The 20,154-nt window shown below is 73.4% G+C and carries 22 protein-coding genes and 1 pseudogene; 17 read left to right on the plus strand and 6 right to left on the minus strand.

The annotated features are described in order from the left end of the window. Window positions 1-21: 21 nt before the first annotated feature. Complete coding sequence (locus ACTWLT_RS01085) at window positions 22-510, minus strand: MSMEG_6728 family protein (protein WP_445316766.1); 489 nt, start codon at window positions 508-510, stop codon at window positions 22-24. A gap of 94 nt (window positions 511-604) precedes the next feature. Between ACTWLT_RS01085 and ACTWLT_RS01090 the strand changes: the two are divergent. Continuing rightward, window positions 605-2,572 (plus strand): annotated as a pseudogene (locus ACTWLT_RS01090) (potassium channel family protein); the annotation flags it as partial. Here the strand turns inward: ACTWLT_RS01090 and ACTWLT_RS01095 are convergent. Together ACTWLT_RS01095 and ACTWLT_RS01100 are read right to left on the minus strand one after the other, a co-directional pair. Next, a complete protein-coding gene (locus ACTWLT_RS01095) occupies window positions 2,495-3,733 on the minus strand; it encodes an APC family permease (RefSeq protein ID WP_445316767.1) in 1,239 nt (412 codons plus the stop codon). The pseudogene ACTWLT_RS01090 and the gene ACTWLT_RS01095 overlap by 78 nt on opposite strands. Before the next feature lie 10 nt (window positions 3,734-3,743). Further along, entirely contained in the window at window positions 3,744-4,481 is a 738-nt protein-coding gene (locus tag ACTWLT_RS01100) for a phosphatase PAP2 family protein (protein WP_445317036.1), read from the minus strand. A gap of 132 nt (window positions 4,482-4,613) precedes the next feature. Here ACTWLT_RS01100 and ACTWLT_RS01105 point away from each other — a divergent pair, with 132 nt between their 5' ends. Continuing rightward, window positions 4,614-5,825 (plus strand): DUF4032 domain-containing protein, encoded by a 1,212-nt coding sequence (locus ACTWLT_RS01105; RefSeq protein WP_374558480.1) that lies wholly within the window; start codon window positions 4,614-4,616, stop codon window positions 5,823-5,825. A gap of 381 nt (window positions 5,826-6,206) precedes the next feature. On the opposite strand, the gene nagA is transcribed toward ACTWLT_RS01105, so the two are convergent. Genes nagA through ACTWLT_RS01120 form a run of 3 tightly spaced genes read right to left on the minus strand, consistent with a single transcriptional unit; the run spans window position 6,207 to window position 9,210 of the window. Next, window positions 6,207-7,316, minus strand: coding sequence for an N-acetylglucosamine-6-phosphate deacetylase (gene nagA, locus ACTWLT_RS01110; RefSeq protein ID WP_445316768.1), 1,110 nt, complete (start codon window positions 7,314-7,316; stop codon window positions 6,207-6,209). Next, window positions 7,313-8,284: an ROK family protein gene (locus ACTWLT_RS01115; protein ID WP_445316769.1), complete on the minus strand. Its 972-nt coding sequence runs from the start codon at window positions 8,282-8,284 to the stop codon at window positions 7,313-7,315. The genes nagA and ACTWLT_RS01115 overlap by 4 nt, the downstream gene beginning before the upstream one ends. Continuing rightward, entirely contained in the window at window positions 8,281-9,210 is a 930-nt protein-coding gene (locus ACTWLT_RS01120; protein ID WP_252417258.1) for an SIS domain-containing protein, read from the minus strand. The genes ACTWLT_RS01115 and ACTWLT_RS01120 overlap by 4 nt, the downstream gene beginning before the upstream one ends. A 200-nt stretch (window positions 9,211-9,410) precedes the next feature. Here ACTWLT_RS01120 and ACTWLT_RS01125 point away from each other — a divergent pair, with 200 nt between their 5' ends. The 15 genes from ACTWLT_RS01125 to ACTWLT_RS01195 all read left to right on the plus strand — a co-directional run bounded on the left by ACTWLT_RS01125 (window position 9,411) and on the right by ACTWLT_RS01195 (window position 20,154). Next, on the plus strand, window positions 9,411-10,196 hold the full coding sequence (locus tag ACTWLT_RS01125; protein WP_252417257.1) for a DeoR/GlpR family DNA-binding transcription regulator: 786 nt from the start codon (window positions 9,411-9,413) through the stop codon (window positions 10,194-10,196). Between the two features lie 120 nt (window positions 10,197-10,316). Then, window positions 10,317-11,327: an ABC transporter ATP-binding protein gene (locus ACTWLT_RS01130; RefSeq protein ID WP_445316770.1), complete on the plus strand. Its 1,011-nt coding sequence runs from the start codon at window positions 10,317-10,319 to the stop codon at window positions 11,325-11,327. Further along, window positions 11,324-12,340 carry an ABC transporter permease subunit gene (locus ACTWLT_RS01135; protein WP_445316771.1) on the plus strand — a complete coding sequence of 339 codons (1,017 nt, stop codon included), beginning with the start codon at window positions 11,324-11,326 and terminating at the stop codon, window positions 12,338-12,340. The genes ACTWLT_RS01130 and ACTWLT_RS01135 overlap by 4 nt, the downstream gene beginning before the upstream one ends. A gap of 104 nt (window positions 12,341-12,444) precedes the next feature. Next, entirely contained in the window at window positions 12,445-12,849 is a 405-nt protein-coding gene (locus ACTWLT_RS01140) for a DUF3263 domain-containing protein (protein WP_445316772.1), read from the plus strand. 135 nt (window positions 12,850-12,984) lie between these two features. Beyond that, complete coding sequence (locus ACTWLT_RS01145; protein ID WP_445316773.1) at window positions 12,985-13,647, plus strand: hypothetical protein; 663 nt, start codon at window positions 12,985-12,987, stop codon at window positions 13,645-13,647. Then, window positions 13,644-14,039 (plus strand): phage holin family protein, encoded by a 396-nt coding sequence (locus ACTWLT_RS01150; protein WP_445316774.1) that lies wholly within the window; start codon window positions 13,644-13,646, stop codon window positions 14,037-14,039. Before ACTWLT_RS01145 ends, ACTWLT_RS01150 begins: the two co-directional genes overlap by 4 nt. 20 nt (window positions 14,040-14,059) lie before the next feature. Further along, window positions 14,060-14,779 (plus strand): DUF3618 domain-containing protein, encoded by a 720-nt coding sequence (locus tag ACTWLT_RS01155; protein ID WP_445316775.1) that lies wholly within the window; start codon window positions 14,060-14,062, stop codon window positions 14,777-14,779. Then, window positions 14,748-15,638: a hypothetical protein gene (locus ACTWLT_RS01160; RefSeq protein ID WP_445316776.1), complete on the plus strand. Its 891-nt coding sequence runs from the start codon at window positions 14,748-14,750 to the stop codon at window positions 15,636-15,638. The genes ACTWLT_RS01155 and ACTWLT_RS01160 overlap by 32 nt, the downstream gene beginning before the upstream one ends. A gap of 141 nt (window positions 15,639-15,779) precedes the next feature. Then, window positions 15,780-16,289, plus strand: coding sequence for a GNAT family N-acetyltransferase (locus ACTWLT_RS01165; protein WP_252417250.1), 510 nt, complete (start codon window positions 15,780-15,782; stop codon window positions 16,287-16,289). 275 nt (window positions 16,290-16,564) lie between these two features. After that, a complete protein-coding gene (locus ACTWLT_RS01170) occupies window positions 16,565-16,984 on the plus strand; it encodes a hypothetical protein (RefSeq protein ID WP_445316777.1) in 420 nt (139 codons plus the stop codon). Window positions 16,985-16,986: 2 nt separating this feature from the next. Then, window positions 16,987-18,228, plus strand: coding sequence for an SRPBCC family protein (locus ACTWLT_RS01175; RefSeq protein ID WP_445316778.1), 1,242 nt, complete (start codon window positions 16,987-16,989; stop codon window positions 18,226-18,228). After that, window positions 18,225-18,659 (plus strand): gas vesicle protein GvpJ, encoded by a 435-nt coding sequence (gvpJ, locus tag ACTWLT_RS01180; protein WP_445316779.1) that lies wholly within the window; start codon window positions 18,225-18,227, stop codon window positions 18,657-18,659. The genes ACTWLT_RS01175 and gvpJ overlap by 4 nt, the downstream gene beginning before the upstream one ends. Window positions 18,660-18,661: 2 nt before the next feature. Next, window positions 18,662-19,438, plus strand: coding sequence for a GvpL/GvpF family gas vesicle protein (locus tag ACTWLT_RS01185; protein ID WP_445316780.1), 777 nt, complete (start codon window positions 18,662-18,664; stop codon window positions 19,436-19,438). A gap of 3 nt (window positions 19,439-19,441) precedes the next feature. After that, on the plus strand, window positions 19,442-19,801 hold the full coding sequence (locus tag ACTWLT_RS01190) for a gas vesicle protein GvpG (RefSeq protein ID WP_445316781.1): 360 nt from the start codon (window positions 19,442-19,444) through the stop codon (window positions 19,799-19,801). A 5-nt stretch (window positions 19,802-19,806) separates the two neighbouring features. Continuing rightward, window positions 19,807-20,154 (plus strand): gas vesicle protein GvpO, encoded by a 348-nt coding sequence (locus ACTWLT_RS01195; protein WP_445316782.1) that lies wholly within the window; start codon window positions 19,807-19,809, stop codon window positions 20,152-20,154.

Genomic DNA, 20,154 nt, shown 5'->3' on the forward strand with positions numbered 1-20,154 from the left:
CCAGTCTGCCGCACCGGCCGGTCAGGCGGGCGGTAGGCAGCGGCGGGCCCGGTCGGAGGCGGGCCAGACGTACTCCAGGTCCTCCGGCACGTCGTCGCCGAAGATCGGGCGGTAGTGCCCGGGGTCCTTGCGCAGCAGCGACGACCGGTGGCTCAGGTGCAGGTCGTCGCGGCCCAGCCAGGGCGGCAGCTCGCCGGCCTCGGCCAGCTCGGTCTGGGTACGCACGACGCCGGCTCCGCAGGCCGCGGCGAGGTCGACGGTCATCGTGGCGGCGCAGGTGTCGGCCCGCCCCGGCTCGGTCCAGACCGCGCACATGTCCAGCCCGTAGCGGGTCAGCGCCTCCTCGTACCCGGCCCACATCTTCACCGCCGGGTGGTTGCGCCAGCCGTACCCCGGCCGGGTGAGCCCGCGCAGCACCTGGATGGCCTCCACCCGCTGCTTGCCCAGCCGCTTCTGGTCCAGCGTCCGGGCGCTGGCCAGGAAGTCCGGGTACGGGAGGAAGGTCTGCATGCCGCTGCTCTACCCGCCGCCAGGGGTGGCATGCCTGGCCGGGGATGATCCGGACGGGGTCGCCCACCGTGGTGGTGCTGACTACGATCCGGGCATGGCGGAGCCGTGGCGGGACCGGGCGCGACGGGCGGTCGAGTGGAACTGGCGGCTGCGCTCCGCCGGTGACCCGCGACCCCACTACGTGATCTGCGGTCGGGATGCGCTCGCCTACTACGTGGCCCGGGCGATGCTCGAATCCGACCTGCCGGCCGGCGGGGCGCGGGTGACCGTGGTGGTGCCGGAGCGTTACCGCAGCAACGGGCCGGACGTGGCCGGGCTGCGCGGGGTCCGGGTGGTCCGGTCGGACCGGCTGGACGTGGCGACCTTCGAGGCCGCCGGGCTGGCCGGTGCGACGGGGTTGGCCCTGCTGCACCAGGACGATGTGGGCAACCTGCATGCGGCGCTCTGCGCGCAGGCCGTCGACCAGCGGGTCCGTCAGGTGCTGCGGATGTTCAACGGCACGCTCGCCGACGGCGTGCGCAAGCTGCTCAAGGCGCCGGTCGAGGTCCTCTCCGACGCCGAGATGGCCGCGCCGGCGTTCGTGGCCGCCGCGCTCGGCGAGGTCGACCCGAGTTCCTTCCAGCACCGGGACAAGACGCTGCGGGTGGCCCGGCTCGGCGACGTCCGGCCGCAGGACGTGGTCTGCGCGTTGGCGCACTTCACCGAGCAGCAGGGGGTGGAGCTGTTGCCGGCCGACCAGGCCGGCGCCGACCTGGTGCTGGCCGAGGCGACCGGGCAGCCGCCGGGCACGGAGGTCGCCGCCCGCCGGCTGGTCCGGGCGCGTCGGCGGCGCCGTCCGATGGCGGTGCTGCTGCGCGCGGTACGCGGCTTCGCCACCCGCAAGATCGGCATCGCGGTGATGCTGGTGCTCGCGGTGATCGCGGTGCTCGGCGCGTTGATCTCGAGGGCCGAGGGCGTCTCCCCGGCCGAGGCGCTCTACCTGACGTTGGTCACGACCCTCAGCGGCGCCGACCCGGACACCGCGAAGGCGGCCGACGCGCAGATCATGCAGGTGGTGCTCAACCTGGCCGGGTTGGCGCTGATCCCGCTGATCACGGCGGTCGTGGTGGACGGCATCGTCAACGCGCGGCTGGCCCTGCACACCGGCCGGCTGCAGCCCTCCCGCGAGGGCCACTTCGTGGTGGTCGGCCTCGGCAACGTGGGCACCCGGGTGATGGCCCAGCTCCGCGAGTACGACGTCGAGGTCGTGGCGATCGACAAGGACCCGGAGCCGCGGGGCGCCACCCTGGCCCGGCAGTTGGAGGTGCCGCTGATCGTCGGTGACGCGGCGCTGCCCGAGACCCTGGCCGCGGCGTCCGTGGCGAACTGCCAGGCGCTGGTGGTGGCGTCGACCGACGACGTGGCCAACCTGGAGGCGGCGTTGGCCGCCCGGGACCTCCGCGACGACCTGCGGGTGGTGCTGCGGCTCTTCGACGGTGACTTCGCCGAACGGGTGGAGGAGACCTTCGCCCTCGGAGTGTCCCGCTCGGTGTCCTACCTCGCGGCCCCGGCCTTCATCGGAGCCCTCACCGAACGCGCCGTGATCACCACCATCCCCGTCGACCGGCACGCGCTGCCGGTCGCCGAGGTGCCGGTCGCCCCCGGCTCCGAGCTGGACGGCCGGCCGCTCGACGTGGTCAACCGGGACGGGCAGGTCCGCCTGATCGCCCGGACCCCGGCCGGCGGCGCCAGGACCATCTGGTGGAAGGACCTCGACCCCCGACAGGTGATCTTCGCGGGCGACCGGCTCACCGTGGTCGCCCGCCGGCGCGGGTTGGACTGGCTGACCAGGCAGTGCGCCCCGCCCGCCCGTACCGGCTCGGTGCCCCGGCCGGCCGGGGCCGTCCCCGGTGAGCCGCCGACGGTGCCGAGGCCGGTGCCGGCGGACTGGGAGGTCGCCGCCTCCGCTCCCGGCGCGGCTCATCCGGTGCGGACTCCGGTGCCGTCACCGAGCCCGCTGCCGCAGGAGGTGCCAGGCAGCGCCGACGGCGAGCACGCCGAAGCCCGCGAGGACGCTGCCGAGTGGCAGGTTGACCGCCAGCAGGAGGCAGCCGGCCAGCCCCAGCCCGGCGAGCACCTGAACCGGTAGCCTCCGCCCCGACTCCCGGCCCAGTGTCAGCGCCGCCGCGTTGGTGATCGCGTAGTAGACGAGCACCGTGCAACTGGAGAAGCCGATGGCGTCCCGCACGTCGCCGAGCAGGACCACCACGATCACCACGGCGGCCACCGCCACCTCGGCACGGTGCGGCACCTGGTACACCGGGTGCACGGCGGCCAGCGCGCCCGGCAGGTCGCGGCGGCGGGCCATCGCCAGCGTGGTCCGGCCGACCCCGGCGACCAGGGACAGCAGCACCCCGATCACCGCGATCGTGGCCCCGGCGCGGACCACCCAGGCCAGGCCGGGTTGCCCGGCGACGGTCACCACGTCGACCAGGGGCGCGGCGGAACCGGCCAGCCGGTCGGCGCCGAGTACGCCGAGCGTGACCACGGCCAGCACCAGGTAGATCGCGAGCACCACGCCGAGCGCCAGCGGCACGGCGCGGGGGATGGTCCGTTGCGGATCGCGGACCTCCTCGCCGAGGGTGGCGATCCGGGCGTACCCGGCGAAGGCGAAGAAGAGCAGCCCGGCGGCGGTGAGCACGCCCCGGCCGGAGCCACCCGGGTCGCCGAGCCGGTCCAGGACCAGGTCGCCACCGGCGACGCCGACGACCGCGACCAGGGCCAGCACCGCGAGCACCAGCGCGACCAGGCCCCTGGTCACGGTGGCCGTCTTGCCGATGCCGCGCAGGTTCACAGCGGTCACCGCGAGCACCGCGCCGACCGCGACCAGCCGGGCCTGACCCGGCCACAGGTACGCCCCGATGGTCAGGGCCATCGCCGCGCAGCTCGCGGTCTTGCCCACCACGAAGCCCCAGCCGGCGAGGAAGCCGGCGAACGGCCCGAGGCGCTCGCGCCCGTAGACGTAGGTGCCGCCGGATTCCGGGTAGCGGGCCGCCAGCCGGGCCGAACTGGTCGCGTTGCAGTACGCGATGAAGCCGGCCAGCACCAGGGCGGGCAGCAGGCCGGCACCGCCGGCCGCCGCGGCGGCGGGGCCGAAGACCACGAAGACGCCCGCGCCGAGCATCGAGCCCAGACCGATGATCACCGCATCGGGTACGCCGAGCCGCCGAGCCAGTTGGTTCACACGCCGCACCCTAGGAGGACGAGGTGAACGGCCGGTCCCATTCACGGAGCCGGCCGGGTAGCGGCAGGTCGTCCCACGGCATCCGGTGCAGCAGCCGGTCCAGCAACAGCCCGAGCAGCAGCCCGGCCACCGAGTCGGTCAACCAGTGCCAGCCCAGGTAGGTGGTGGTGGTGAGCACGACCAGGGGTGGCACCACCCGGACCACGGTGACCAGCCGGGCCGGCAGTTGCCGGCCGAAGCTGCGCGCCAGCGGGGCGAGCAGCAGCGCGATGACGCCGTACCAGACGATCGCGTTGGCGACGTGCCCCGACGGGTAGGACTGGGCGAAACGGACGGGCAGGTCGTCGTGGAACAGCGGCAGCGTCTGCTCGGGCGGCAGGAAGGGCTCCTTGACGCTCGCGCTCGGCGCCGCCCGGGCGGTCCACACCTTGAGTGGGCCGATGGTCAGATAGGTCAGCACGAACCCGACCACGGCCGGCAGGATCGGACGCACCGACCGGAGCCGGACGGCCAGCAGCACGCCCAGCCCGGCGGCGATCAGGGTGAGCGGGGTGCCCTGGCCGAGCAGGTTCAGCACCCGGGCCACCCAGTACGCGACTGCCGGCCGGTGCCCGTCGGCCCAGTCCGCCACCGCCCGGTCCAGCCCGAAGAGCTGGTCCGCGGCGAGCGCCACGGTCAGCCCGACCAGGACCGCCAGAAGCAGGGCATCGAACCACCAGCCGGCCGGCCGGACCGGCCGTAGCCGCAGGTCACGTCGTACCGCCGTGGCTTTGAGCACGGGACCACGCTACCGGCCCCGGTCGAGGCCGGGATGTCCGGCGCTGTGTGCCCAGCCACGATGGGAGGCGGATGCGGGGGGCGACCAGTCATGCTTGTGCCCGTGCGGATCACGTCTGCCCTCGTGGACCCGGCGCTGCTCGACCTGCCCTGGTCGACACCGCTGGAGGAGTGGCCTGCCCAGCACCTGGTGGCTCTGCCGCAGGGCATCTCCCGACACATCGTCCGGTTCGTCCGGCTGGGTGACTACGTCTACGCGTTCAAGGAGACCCGCGAGCGGATCGCCGAACGGGAGTACGACCTGCTCCGGGCCCTGGAGCGGATCGACTTCCCGTCGGTCGAGGCGGTGGCGGTCGTCGCCGACCGGCAGACCGAGGACGGGGAAGCCCTCGAATCGGTGCTGATCACCCGGCACCTGCAGTTCTCGCTGCCCTACCGGGCGCTCTTCTCGCACACCCTGCGACCGGAGACGATGAGCCGGCTGCTCGACGCGCTGGCCGCGTTGATCGTGCGGATGCACCTGACCGGCTTCTTCTGGGGCGACTGCTCGCTGTCCAACACGTTGTTCCGACGGGATGCCGGCGCCTTCGCCGCGTACCTGGTGGACGCCGAGACGGGCGCGTTGCACAACTCGCTCTCCAACGGCCAGCGCGGCGAGGACCTGGAGATCGCGCGGGTCAACATCTTCGGTGAGGCGCTGGACCTGCAGGCCGCCGGCCTGCTGCACGAGTCCATCGACCCGGAGGTGGTCTGCGAGGAGGTCGTGCAGCGCTACGAACGCCTCTGGCACGAGATCACCTACGAGCAGGCGGTCGAGCGGGAGGCCCGGCACGACATCGAGGGCCGGATCCGCCGCCTCAACGACCTGGGCTTCGACGTGGCCGAGGTGGCCATGTCGACCATCGACAACGGGCGTTACCTGATCCGGCCGAAGGTGGTCGACGCCGGCTACCACACCCGGCGGTTGCTGCGGCTGACCGGCCTGGACGCCGAGGAGAACCAGGCCCGCAAGCTGCTCAACGACCTGGACGCGTACCGGGCCGAGAGCGACCTGACCGACGAGCAGCAGGCGGCGCACCGCTGGCTCACCGAGGTCTTCGAGCCGGTGGTCCGGGCCGTTCCCGCACACCTGCGCCGCAAGCTGGAGCCGCAGGAGTTGTTCGCGCAGATCATCGAGCACAAGTGGCTGCTCTCCGAGCGGGCCGGCCGCGACGTCGGCATGCGTCACGCGGTCCACTCGTACCTGGCCGACGTGCTGGTGCACCGCCCCGACGAGCAGGCCGTGCTCGGCGTCGAGGTCCCCACCGCCGGCTGACCCGGGCGTCGCGGTGCCCACCCGGGCCGGCGAGCCCTGCGCCCGCCGCCCTGCCGACCCCCTGGGTAGGTGCGGCTGCTGCCTTTGGAGCTGATGTCGCAAACGATTCAGCGCACCGCATTCGTCAACCGTCGGGGCCTATCGAGCCGTCGGTCGTGCGCCGTCGCCGTCCAGCCGGTGGCCGTCCGGTCGGGCCCGCCGCTCGGACTGCGGCACCCCCAGTCGTCCTGCGGGCGCCGGAGCTCACCGCCGGACGGCGCGATGTCACAAGCGATTCAGCTCCAAAGGGGCCCCGGGGTGCAACCCAGGCCGGTCAGGCCGCGGTGCTCGGCCGGGGATCGGCGCCCCAGGACCCGCCGGGCACGAACCAGCGAACGGATGTCACTCCATCCAGGAGCCGGCGCGTAGCACCCGGACCACGTTCAGGTCATCGTCGAGGACCACCAGGTCGGCGCGGAGGCCGACCTGAACGGAGCCGACCCGGTCGCCCAGGCCGATGGCGCGGGCCGGGGTGGTGGCCACCATCCGGGCCGCGTCGGCGATCGGGATCCCCGCGTCCACGGCGTGCCGCAGAGCGGCGTCCATGGTCAGGGTGCTGCCGGCGATCGCGCCGTCGCGGGCCAGCCGGGCCACCCCGTCGGCCACCGTGACGGCCTGGCCGCCCAGCTCGTACTCCCCGTCGGCCATGCCGGCGGCGGCCATCGCGTCGGTGATCAGCGCGGCCCGGTCCGGGCCGGCGGTCGCGGTGGCGAAGGTCAGTGTGCCGTCGTGCAGGTGCACCCCGTCGGCCACCAGCTCGCAGACGACGGTGGGTGCGTCGAGCAGGGCGATCACCGGGCCGGGCTCGCGGTGGTGCACCGGCCGCATGCCGTTGAACAGGTGGGTGCCGACGCTGGCACCGGCGGCGACCGCCGCGCGGGTCTGGTCGTACGTGGCGTCGGTGTGGCCCACCGCGGCCACCACCCGCTGGGCGGTGAGCAGCTTGATGGCCTCCAGGGCGCCGTCCCGCTCGGGGGCGAGCGTGACCATCCGGATGGCGCCTCCGCCCAGCTCGATCAGTTCGGCCAGCTCGTCGGTCGACGGGTCGCGCAGGTACTCCGGGTTCTGCGCTCCGCAGCGGGCGGCGGAGAGGTACGGCCCCTCGAAGTGGATGCCCGCCAGCACACCCTCGTCGACCAGCGGGGCGAACGCCTCGGTGGCCGCGCGCATCAGCGCGAAGGGCGCGCTGACCAGGCTGGCGAGCAGGGTGGTGGTGCCGTGGCCGAGGTGGAAGGCCGCCGCCGCGCGGGCCTGGTCGGCGTCGCCGGTGGTGAAGGTGTGCCCACCGCCGCCGTGCGTGTGCATGTCGACGAAGCCGGGCAGGATCCAGTGCCCGTCACGCACCGACGGGTACTCGGCCACCGCCGTGATCCGGTCGCCGTCCCACTCGACGCAGCCCTGCCGGATGACACCGTTCGGGGTCACCACTCGGCCGTTCACCCGCACGGTCATCGCTTCTCCTGAGGGACGAGGACGCCCGCGGCGTCCAGGGCGAGCAGGGCGGCGCCGAGGCAGCCGGCCTCGTCGCCGAGGGCCGCCGCGACCAGGCGCGGCTCCCGGTGGAAGGTCATCCGTTCGTGCACCGCGGCCCGCAGTGGGACGAGCAGCCGGTCCCCGGCCTGGGCCAGGCCGCCGCCGAGCACGATCGTCGCCACGTCGAAGAGCGCCTGCCCGGAGGCCAGCCCGTCGGCGAGCGCCTCGACCGCCTCCTGCCAGACCCGGCCGGCGAGAGGCTCGCCGGCCGCGGCCCGCTCGGCCACCTCCGCCGCCGTCACCGGGCCGTCGGGGGTCCCACCGGCCAGTTCGGCGTAGCGGCGGCCGATCGCGGCGGCCGAGGCGACCGCCTCCAGGCAGCCGGGCCGTCCGCAGCCGCAGCGCGGGCCGTCGGGACGTACCAGGATGTGGCCGATCTCGCCGGCGGCGCCGTGCGCGCCGACGGCGGCCGTGCCGTCGACCACGTGCGCGGCGGCGATGCCGGTGCCGATCGCCACGAAGAGCACGTGCCCGGTGCCGCGACCGGCGCCGAGCCGGGCCTCGGCGAGGCCGCCGACCCGCACGTCGTGGCCGAGCGCCGTGGGCAGGCCGAGCCGCCGCACCGCCAGGTCCCGCAGGGGTACGTCCCGGAAGCCCACGTTCGCCGACCAGACCGCGACGCCGCGTGCCTCGTCCACGACCCCGGGCACGGCGATGCCGAGGGCGACCGGGGTGAGCCCGTCGGCGCGGGCCTTGCCGGCCAGCGCTTCGGCGATGTCCAGGATGGTGCCGACCACGGCGGCCGGGCCGCGCGCGGCGTCGGTGGGGTGCCGCTCGGAGCGGACCACGACGCCGTCCGGCCGGACCAGGGCGCACTTCATGCCGGTGCCGCCGACGTCCAGCGCGACGACCACACGGTCGGTGGCCACGGCGTCGCCATCGCTCACGCCAACACCACCGACCGGGTCAGGTGCCGGGGGGCGTCCGGGTCGAGGCCCCGGCTGGTCGCCAGCGCCACCGCGAAGCGCTGGGCGAGGATCAGGTCGGCCATCGGGTCGACGGGGGTACGGCCGGCGGCCCAGCTGCCCAGCACCGTGCGGCAGCCGTGCGTGCGGCTGTGCACGAAGGCCGCGCCGGTGGCGGCCACGTCCTCGGGCAGCCCGTCGGGCAGCTCACCGAACGCCCAGACCAGGCGGCCGGGCGCGGCGATCGAGATGGGACCGTGCCGGTAGTCCATCGCCGGGTACGCCTCGGCCCAGAAGGTGGCCGCCTCGCGGCACTTCAGCGCGGCCTCCTGGGCCAGCCCGACCGTCCACCCGCGACCGAGGAAGGTGACCTGCTCGATGGTGGCCGGATCGATCGGCAGCGGGGCGCGGACGGCCACCTCCGCGTCGGCGGCGAGAGCGGGCACCGGGTCGCCGAGGTGGGCGCGGAGCAGGGCCAGCGCGGTCGTCGCGAAGCGGGTCTGCACCACCGACCGCTCGTCGGCGAAGGGCATGGTCACCGCGGCGCTGGCCAGGTCGACCGCCGGTGACGCCGGGTCGCCGACGATGACGGTGCTGGGCACCAGACCGCGCAGCGCGGTGAGCAGCTCCAGCACCTCGGTGGTGGTGCCGGAGCGGGTGATCGCGATCAGCCGGTCGTAGCGGCGGCCGGCGGGGAACTCGGACGCCTGGAACGCGTCGGTCTCGCCCTGGCCGGCCTGCTCGCGGCGGGCCGCGTACGCCATCGCCATGAACCACGACGTGCCGCAACCGACGACGGCGACCCGCTCGCCGGGGCGGGGCAGGTCGCCACGGACGACGCCGGCCAGGTCGGCCGCCTCCCGCCAGCAGTCGGGTTGGCTCGCGATCTCCGCGTCCACGTACGCCATGGGAAACTCCTCGCAGGGCCGACCGGTGCGCAATACGGCTCGTTACACCCGTATTTCGCGCGTCATTCTGCGCGAACCCGGGTGGCCGTGGCAACCGACCGGCCGATCGCGCAGGCCGGTCTTTTGCGCCAGCCTAGTTTCGCGCACTAGTGTGCACGCAATCAATCACCGTCCGTGCAATCACTGGGAGGGCCCCCGCGGTGGACCGGTACGCCAGATGGAACGCCCTGCTCGAAATGCTGACCGACAACGGTCGGGTCAGCGTCGAGGCGGCCGCCGAGCGGCTGGACGTTTCCCAGGCCACCATCCGCCGTGACTTCGACCAGCTCGCCCAGCAGCAGATGATCACCAGGACCCGGGGCGGCGCGGTGGCCAACGGGGTCTCCTACGACCTGCCACTGCGCTACAAGACGGCCAAGCACTCGGCGGAGAAGCAGCGGATCGGCGCCGCCGCGGCCGCGCTCGTCACGCCCGGCACCGTGGTCGGCCTCAACGGCGGCACCACCAGCACCGAGGTGGCCCGGGCGCTGGCCGTCCGGCCGGACCTGAACACCAGCGCCGAGGGTGCCCAGCTGACCGTGGTGACCAACGCGCTGAACATCGCCAACGAGTTGCTCGTCCGGTCCCGGATGAAGGTCGTGGTGGCCGGCGGGGTGGTGCGCCCCAAGTCGTTCGAGCTGGTCGGTCCGCTGGGCGGAGCGTTGCTGCGTGAGGTCACCCTGGACGTCGCGCTGCTCGGCGTGGACGCGATCGACCCGCAGCTCGGCGCCGCCGCCCACCACGAGGGCGAGGCGGCCATGAACAACCTGATGGTGGCCCGCGCCAAGCGGGTGGTGATCATCGCGGACTCGTCCAAGTTGGGCGGTCACGCCTTCGCCCGGATCTGCCCGGTCGAGCGGGTCGAGACGCTGGTGACCGACTCCGGCGCCGCACCGGCGGTGGTGGAGGCGTTCCGCGCCGCCGGTGTGCAGGTCGTCTGCGCCTGACCGGTCACTCTCCGTAGATCAAGGACCTCGTTCGGCGCGTCGATGCATACCCGGTATTGCACGCGGCTGCATACCGCGTATGGTGTCGCCTGTCACGCCCATCATCGGGGGAGGTGCAGCTTGCCAGCTGTCCTGGAGATCGAAGGTCTACGTAAGACGTACAAGAGTCGTCGACGCGGCACCCGCAACGCGCTCGACGGTTTCGACATGCGGGTCGACGCAGGGCAGGTGCACGGCTTCCTGGGCCCCAACGGGTCCGGCAAGACCACCACGCTGCGTACCCTGCTCGGCCTGATCCGGCCCGACGGCGGCCGGATGACGCTGCTCGGGCACGAGGTGCCCGCCGCGCTGCCCACCGTCGCCGGTCAGGTCGGCGCGATCGTGGAGAGCCCGCAGTTCTTCCCGCACTTCTCGGCACGGGACACGCTGTCCCTGCTGGCCGGTGCCGGTGAGGTGCCGGCCACCCGGGTCGACGAGGTGCTGGAGCTCGTCGGGCTGCGCGACCGGGCCGGCGAGCGGGTCAAGACGTACTCGTTGGGCATGAAGCAGCGGCTCGCCGTCGCCTCCGCCCTGCTGAAGAACCCGAAGCTGCTCATCCTCGACGAGCCGGCCAACGGCCTCGACCCGGGCGGCATCCGGGAGATGCGCACGCTGATGCGGACGCTCGCCGAATCCGGGATGACCGTGGTGCTGTCCAGCCACATCCTCGGCGAGATCCAGCTGATCTGCGACTCGGTCACCATCATCTCGCTGGGCCGGCGGGTCGCCTTCGGTCCGGTCGACGAGGTGCTCGCGCAGCACTCCTCCGGCGCCGTCCGGGTCCGGCTGGAGGCGGTCAGCGACCTGGCGACGGCCACCGAGGCGCTCACCCGGGCCGGGATCCGGGTCACCGGTCACCCGGACCACCTGATGCTGGCCGGCGTCGACAAGCCGGCCATGATCACCCGGCTGCTGGCCGAGCAGAACCTCTACGTCAGCGAGCTGGCCCCGATCGCCGTCGACCTGGAGAGCGTCTTCCTCGAACTGACCGCCACCGCGCCGGTACCGGGGCAGCACCGGCAGGTCGACGAGTCCACGAAGGTCGGTGGGACGGGGCAGCCCGGCACCACCGGAGGAGGGTGGGGCGCGTGAGCCTCTATCGTACGGAGCTGCGTCGGCTGGCGAAGCGGCGCTTCACCCGCTACATGTCCCTGCTCGGCCTGCTGGTGCTGGCCGCCGTGGTGATCGGGGTCTTCTTCACCAACCAGAAGATCGGCGCCGATCAGCTCGCCCAGGCCGAGCGCCAGGCCGAGCAGAGCTACCAGGAGCAGGTGCGCTGGAGCGAGCAGGAACGCGCCGCGTGTGAGCAGGCCAAGACCGCCGGTACGGCGACCGACGGCCGGTACCCCGACGACTGCTCGGTGATCACGCCGCCGCCCCGCGAGCAGATCGAGGCGGAGTGGTTCCTGCCCTCCACGTTCAACTTCCGGGAGACGTTCGACGAGACGCTGATCCCGTTCGCGGCGATCCTCGCCCTGGTCGGGTTCGTGGTCGGTGCGTCCTTCGTCGGTGCCGAGTGGAGCACCGGCGGCATGATGAACCTGCTGCTCTGGCGGCCGAAGCGGCTCACCGTGCTGCTCACCAAGCTGGCCGCGCTGCTCACCGGCATGCTGGCGGTGACGCTGCCCGCGGCGGTGCTCTGGTTCGCCGGGTTCTGGGCGGTCGCCTCGTTCCGGGGCAGCACCGAGAAGATGACCGCCGGAGCCTGGCAGTCGTCCGCCCTCACCGGGCTGCGCGGCGTCGTGCTGGTGCTGGTGCTCACCACCATCGGCTTCGCGCTGGCCTCGCTGGGCCGGCACACGGCGATGGCACTCGGCGGCGTGGTGGCGGTGATGGTGGTCGGCCAGTTCGGCCTGGGCATCCTGCTGTCGATGGCGAGCGTCCGGTTCACCGAGGCGTGGCTGCTGCCCACGTACGCGGCGGCCTGGATGCAAAAGAAGATCACGTTGCAGGACTGGAACTCCTGCAACGCCACCTACTACGGGGAGTGCAAGCCGGACACGCTGGACATCACCTGGCAGCAGTCCTCCGTGCTCCTCTCTGTCGGCCTGGTGGTGATCCTCGGCGCCGCTCTCTGGGCCATGCGCCGACGCGACATCTCCTGACCGGTGGTGCGGCGCGGCCGGCCCGGCCGTCGGGGTTCCCGGCGGTGCGGGGCCGGCCGCGTCGGCTGCTGCGACCCGGGTCGTCCCTGGTTAGGCTGAGCGTCATGCCCGCCGACGCCACCCCGACCGCCCCCGAGCCGTCCACCGACGCTCGTCCGGGCGCCGTGTCGACCGGTGGTGGGCCGACCGTCCCGACACCCCGGCCGGCGCCGTCCGTCGAGAGCACCGCTGATCCCGCCCCGGATGCCGGGGCCGAGGCCGAACCGGCCGCCCCTGCGGCGGGGCTGACCGAGCGGGAACGCGCCATCCTCGCCTTCGAGCAGCAGTGGTGGCGGCACGCCGGCGCCAAGGAGCAGGCCGTCCGGGACACCTTCGGGGTCTCCTCGACCCGGTACTACCAGCTGCTCAACGCGCTGCTCGACAATCCCGCGGCGCTCGCCGCCGACCCCGTGCTGATCGGCCGGCTCCGCCGGCTCCGGTCGTCCCGCGCCCGCAACCGCCGTCGCTGACCGCCCGTCTGAGAGGTCCGTCCCCGGTGTCCGACCCGTCGCGACCGGCGAAAGCATGTCGCTGCCTGCGACGGGTAGGCGGGACGGGTCCCGGGTCGCTGTCGCGCGGCTTCGGGCCGAGGAAGGGAGCGGGCTATGACGGGTATGAACCCGAGCCGGCCATCGCAGGGTGCGACCGGAACCGGGCAGCAGGCTCGGCAGGAAGCATCCCGGGTCGGACAGCAGGCCACGCAGGCCGGCGGCCAGGTTGCGCACGCCGCCGCTGAGCAGGGCGGGCAGGTGGCGACCGAGGCGCGCCAGCAGGCGCGGCACCTGACCGGGGAGGCCACCAACCAGCTGCGTGAGCAGGCCCGGTCGCAACAGCAACGGGCCGTTGACGGGCTGCGCGATCTGGGCCAGGGGCTCAACTCGATGGCCGAAAGGGACGGCGACTCCGGGTTGGCCAACCAGGCGGTACGCCGGGCGGCCGACGCCGCCCAACGCGCCGCCGGTTGGCTGGACGGACGGGAACCCGGTGAGGTGCTGCATGACGTGCGTACGTACGCACGGCAGCATCCCGGCACCTTTTTGGCCAGTGCGGCGGTGGCCGGTCTGCTGGTCGGGCGGCTCACGCGTGGTCTGACCAGTGGTGGCGGCGGCGGAATGTCCGGCGGTGCACCGGCTCCGCAGGGCCAGGCAGCCGGGACCGGGACGCAGCCGTACGAGCCCGATCAGCCGTACACCGGGACCGCACGGGCGCAGAACGTCTCGCCGGCCGGGCGCCGCGACCCGGACGTACCGGGCGGGGTGGCACTGTGAGCGCCCCGGAGAAGGAGCGGACACAGGCTTCGGTCGGCGACCTGCTGGGTGACGTGACCCGGGACCTCTCCACGCTGATGCGCAAGGAGGTCGAGCTGGCCAAGGCCGAGCTCCGCGAGGAGGCGAGCCAGGCCGGCAAGGCCGGCGGCATGTTCGGCGGGGCGGGGCTGGCCGGGTTCCTGGCCATCCTGTTCGTGTCGTTCGCGGCGTGGTGGGGGCTGTCGAACACGATGGACCAGGGCTGGGCGGCACTGATCGTCGCGGTCGTCTGGGGCGTCGTGGCCGCTGGCCTCTTCGTCAACGCCCGGAGCGAGCTGCGCCGGGCACGTGCGGTGTTGCCCCGGACGAAGCAGACCGCCAAGGAGATGCCGGACGCCCTGCGCGGCCGGTGAACAAGTCGGAGGTAGCGGTCATGTCGAGTGATCCTGATCAGATCCGGCGGGAGATCGAGAGCACCCGCAACGAGTTGAGCAGTGACGTCGACGCGCTGACCGACAAGGTCAACCCGCGTCGGATCGCCGGTGACCGCGTCGGGCAGGCCCGGGGCGTGTTCACCCGAGCGAAGGAGAAGGTGATGGGCACTTCGAGTCACATGGGGCAGGAGACCAGCGAGCGGATGTCGCACATGGCCGGTTCGGCACGCGACCAGGCCCGGTCCCTGGGGCAGGAGACCGGCGATCGAATGTCGCACATGGCCGGCTCGGCACGCGACCAGGCCCGGTCACTGGGGCAGCAGTCCCGGGGCGCGGTGTACTCGGCGCGGGACGAGGCCCGCTCGCTCGGGCAGCAGTCCCGTGAGCAGGCGCAGGGCAACCCGCTGGCGGCTGGCCTGGTTGCCTTCGGCGTGGGGCTGCTGGCGGCCTCGCTGGTTCCGCCGAGCGGCCGGGAGCGGCAGATGGCCGGCCGTGCCCGGAACATGGTGAGCGAGCACTCCGGTGAGCTGCGCGAGCAGGCGAGCCAGGTCGGCAACCAGGTCCGGGACAACATGCGGGAGCCCGCGCAGCAGGCGGCGCAGTCCGTGCGGTCCACGGCCCAGCAGGGGGTGTCCGCCGTCCGGGATCAGGGCCGCTCGGCCGCTGGTCAGGTACAGGGGCAGGCGCATGCTGCCGCCGACGACCTCCGGCAGCGCTGAGGTGACCCGGGGGCCGGCGCCGATGATGCGGGTGAGTTCCGCGTCGGCGCCAGCCCCGGGCCGGCCCGTCAACGAGGATCTGGTCTTCCGGTTCGGCCCGCTGGTCGGCGTCCTGGACGGTGCCACCGTTCCGGAAGGTTTCGACACCGGCTGCGTACACGGGCCGGAGTGGTACGTCCGGCACCTGGCCGCCCGCCTCGGCGTCGCCGAGGCGGCGCGCCCGTCGGCCCGGCTGACCAGCAACCTGGCCGCGGCCATCCTCGCCGTGCGGGCCGACCACGGCGGACAGTGCGACCTCGACCACCCGGGTACGCCGTCCAGCACGGTCTGCCTGCTGCGGGACTGTGGCGATCAGGTGGACTACCTGGTGCTCTGTGACAGCCCTCTGGTGCTGGACGCGGGCGGCCAGGTCAGTGTGGTGACCGACGACCGGCTGGAGACGGCGATGGCGGAGCTGCGCCGTACGGTCGCCACCGTGCCGGCCGGCGGTACGGACCCGGTCACCCGGTTCCGCCACGCCGTGGGGGTCCAGCGGGAGCGGATGAACCGCACACACGGCTACTGGGTGGCGGCGGCCGATCCGGACGCGGCCTTCCACGCGGTGACCGGGACGTTGCCGCAGCGGGGGCCGGCGGCGGTGCGGCGGGCGGCGCTGCTCAGCGACGGCGCGTCCAGCGCGGTCGAGCAGTTCGGGCTGACCGACTGGGCCGGGCTGCTGGACATGCTGAGCGCCGACGGGCCGGGCGCGTTGGTCGATCGGGTCCGGGACGCCGAGCGCGACCATCCCGACCGGCTGCGGCGGCACAAGCCCACCGACGACGCCTCGGTGGTGTTCTGCGAGTTCGGGCCGGCGGTCTGAGCGCCGCCCCGACCGGCTGGGTGGCAACGGAGCGTGAGGTGGAACACCCTGGCCGCCCGACCGGCCGATACCGGTGACCGGACCGCCAGTGGATGGCCAATGGGGTGGACTTCGGCCGATGAGGGCGGCAGACTGCGGCACGTGGCGGGTGCGGTCCGGCTGGAGCCGGTGGACGAGCGGAACCTGGAGCCGTTGCTCTCCGTAGCGGCTGCCGAGGCCGAGCCGGGCGACGTCATGCCTCCGGTCGACGCTCCCGCCGGCTGGTCGCTCGCCCGTCGGGAGGCCTTCCGCGAGTTCCACCGCGCGAGCTTCGGCGGCCTGGCGGGCCCGACCCGCTCCCAGATGTACGCCATCCTCGTGGGCGGCGAGGTCATGGGAATGGTCCGCATGACGCGCTGTGACGAGCCCGGCACGGTGGAGGCCGGCATGTGGCTCGGGCGGTCGGCACGCGGGCAGGGGATCGGCGCGACCGCCCTGCGGGAGTTGCTGAACGCCGCTGCCCGGGCCGGCATGCGCGCCGTGGTGGCCGAGACGACGCCGGACAATGTCGGGGCGGTGGCCGTGCTGAGGAAGTGCGGTGCGAAATTGCGCGAGGATGGCGACAAGGTGCGCGCCGAAATCTGCCTCGATTCGACGCCGCCGGCCCTCTGACCTTCATTCAGCGGTTTCGCCTTTCTGTCGTTCTCCCTGCTCATTGTCGCCCGAAGTCCGATCTGAGTCGTCTGGTGCCTCATTTCCAGATGGCCTTTCCGGCGTGCTGACGGGAATTGCCGACAGGGTTTCGGCGGAATGTCGGCGGGTACTGCCCGCCGGGTCCGCAGATACGGGACGCCTGATCCAAGGAATGGTTCGCGCAATTCCCCGGTAGCCCTTCTCGGCCCCCACCGGGCAGGCGTCCGGACCCTTCGGGGAGCGAAGGAGAGCTGATGAAGACCGGAACACGAATCGGACTGGCGGTGGGCTTCGGCTACCTGCTCGGTCGGCGCCGCAAGCTGCGTACCGCGCTCACCCTGGCCGCCGCGGTCGCCGCGGGCCGGGCCAGCCGCGACGCGGGCGGGCTGGTGAAGCGGGGCACCGACGTGCTGCACGCCTCCCCCCAACTGAGCAGTCTGGGCCGCCTCGGCGGGCCGCTCGTCAACGCCGGCAAGGCGGCCGCCACCGCCGCGGCCGGCAGCCGGGTGGACGCCCTCACCGGTCGGCTGCGGGGCTCGGCCGACGCCCTGCGCAGCCGTTCCGGCCACCAGAGCGGTGGCGGCGACGAAAGCGCGGGTCGGGACAGCGACCGTGACGCGACCGACCAGCCCGACGGGGACGACGCGGCGGCCGAGCAGCGGCGGGGGCGGTGACCATGGCGGCGAACACGAACCCCGGCGGTCTCGGCGACAAGCTCCGCGGCCAGTTGGCCGACGAGGTGCGCAACCTGGCCGGGGCGATCGGCGAGCGTGCGATGAGCGTGGTGAGCGAGCGGATCACCGGTGCGACCGGCCGGCTCAGCGAGTACGCGCGCCAGGGCGGCGGGCCCGGTCTGATCGCCGCCGCGACCGGCGCGCAGAAGCTCGCCGAGGGCGGGTCACCGGTGAAGGCGATGGTGCATGCCGGGATGGCCGGCGGTAAGGAGAAGGTGATGTCGGCTCTCGGCCGCGTAGGCGGGAAGGGCGGCGACAAGGGCGGCAAGAAGCAGAAGGTCACCAACATCGTCGAGACCATCGAGGTCGGCGTGCCGGTGCGGGCCGCGTACAACCAGTGGACGCAGTTCGGTGACTTCCCCAGCTTCATGAAGAAGGTCGAGAACGTCGACACCGCGTCGGACGAGAAGCTGACCTGGAAGGCGCAGGTCTTCTGGTCACACCGGACCTGGGAGTCCACCATCGTCCGGCAGGTGCCCGACAAGCTCATCCACTGGCGGTCCAAGGGCGAGAAGGGCTCGGTCGACGGCACGGTCAGCTTCCACGAGGTCACCCCGGACCTGACGCGCATCCTGGTGGTGCTGGAGTACCACCCGCAGGGCCTCTTCGAGCACACCGGCAACCTGTGGCGCGCCCAGGGCCGGCGGGTGCGGCTGGAGTTGAAGCACTTCGTCCGGCACGTGATGACCTCTACCGTGCTGGACCTGGACTCGGTCGAGGGCTGGCGCGGCGAGATCGAGGACTCCCAGGTGGTCAAGGACCACGAGACCGCGCTCCGCGAGGAGCAGGAGGCCCGCGAGGAGCAGGGCCGGGCGGAGGAGCGGGAGGAACAGCCGGAGGAGGAGCGGCGCCGGCCCGCCGAGCGCGGCCGCCGTCGGCCGCCGGAGCGCCGCCGGCCCCCGGAGGAGGAGGAGTACGAGGCGTACGACGAGGGCGAGGACTACGACGAGGGGTACGAGGAGGAAGAGCCCGAGGAAGAGCAGCCTCCACCCCGCCGGCGCCAGCCGGAGCGGGCCCGCCGCCCCCAGCCGCGCCAGGAGCGAGAGCCCCGGCAGGGACGGGAGTCGCTCGAGGAGCGGGAGTCGCGTGAGGAGCCGCAGCGCCCCCGCCCCGCCGCCCGTCGGGCGCCGGAGGCACCACGACGGCCGGTGGTCCGCCGTCGACGTGAGGACCGTGACCAGTGAGCATCGCGACGACTAGCGGACGCCAGGGCGGCGCGTTGGAGCGCGGCGGCGGCGGAGGAGGCGGCGGGGGCACTCTGGCCGACGTCGTGGAGACGGTGCTGGACAAGGGCGTGGTGATCGACGCGCAGGTGTCGGTGGCCGTGGTCGGCATTCAGCTGTTGGAGATCAACGCCCGGATCGTGATCGCCAGCGTCGACACCTACCTGCGGTTCGCCGAGACGGTCGACCGGCTGAGCATCGTGCCCAAGGGCACGAAGGGGCTGCCCGACCTGGCGGGAGACGCGGCCGGGGCGGCGACCAAGGGCAAGGCGATCTCCGGCCTCGGCAAGGCGGCCCAGGAGATCAGCGGGGCGGTCGCGGACTCATTGAGCGACCGCGGCTCCGACCGGGGGCGGGAGCGGCCACGCCGACGCCGGGACGAGGAGCGGTGAAGATGACCGACGAGCAGGCCCAGCCGGCCGGCGAGGCCGGGCTGTTCATCTACGGCATCGTGCCGTCCGACGTGGAGCCGACCGCGGACGCGGAAGGGGTCGGCAACCCGCCGGGCGAGGTGACCGTGGTCCGGCACGGCGACCTGGCCGCGCTGGTCAGCGAGGTCGGGTTGGAGGAGCCGATGGGCCGCCCGGCCGACCTGACCGCGTACCAGACGCTGCTGGACGGGACGGCGGCCGTCGCCCCCGTGCTGCCGGTCCGGTTCGGCACGGTGGTGACCGGGCCGGACGCGGTCCAGGACCTGCTGGAGGCCCACCACGACCGGTTCGCCGCCGCCCTCGACGAGTTCGAGGACCGGCTGCAGTACACCGTGCACGGCCGCTTCGACGAGGAGGAAATGATCAGCGAATTCCTCGCCGAGAACCCCTCCGCCGCCGCGCTCGCCGACCACGTGCGTGGCCGGCCGGAGGCGGAGAGCCGGGAACAGCGGATCCGGCTCGGCGAGATGATCAGCCAGGGGGTGGAGCTGCGCCGGGAGGCGGAGAACCGGACGCTGATCGACCTGCTCACCCCGTACGCGGTGACGCACGCGCCGCGCCCGCCGAGCAGCGAACTGGACGCGATGAACGTCGCCTTCCTCGTGGCCGCCGACGACGAGGAGGAGTTCGTGCGGGTGCTGGAGGAGTTCGCCGAGCAGCGCCGGGACCTGATCCGGATGCGGCTGCTCGGGCCGCTCGCCCCGTACGACTTCGTCAGCGCCCATCAGCTGGTGGAGTGACGCATGGACATCCTCTGGGGGCTGCTGACCCTGCCGTACGCCCCGATGCGAGGGCTGACCGCCGTGGTGAAGGTGATCGCGCGGGAGGCGGAGTCACAGCGGTACGACCCGGCCAACATCCGGCGTGAGCTGGAGGAGTTGGACGCGGCGGCGGCCGCTGGCGACATCACCTCGCAGGAGCGTGACCTGAGACAGCAGCAGGTCCTGGACCGGCTGATTGGCACGGGTGGCGGCGCTCGTAGCGCTGCCCCGGGCGCGGGCCGGGAGGGTGACCGCCCGGCCCGCTCCGGGGGGCCACGGGGGACCGGCCAGCGACGGCGTGCCGACCGGCCGGGTGACCCGGACCGGCGGCGGGGGAGGTGAGCGAGGTGGCAATCCGCAGCGACGGCGAACGCACCCGCCGGCGGGAGCCGGAGGGCGCCGACGCCGATCAGTACGACGAGGAGGAGTACGTCGAGCCCGTGTCGGCCGCCGAGGCGGTCCGGGAGGGGCTGCGCCAGGTTGTCGAGCTGTCCGGCCGGGACCCGGTCGGAGCCACCTCGGTCCAGGCCACCGACGACGGCTGGCTGATCGGGGTCGAGGTGGTCGAGGATCACCGGATTCCCGCGTCGACCGATCTGCTCGGCCTCTACGAGGTCGAACTCGACATCGAGGGCGGGCTGCTCGGCTACCGACGGGTGCGGCGCTACCAGCGCGGGAAGGGCGAGGTGGGCTGA

Source organism: Micromonospora yongxingensis, assembly GCF_052601155.1.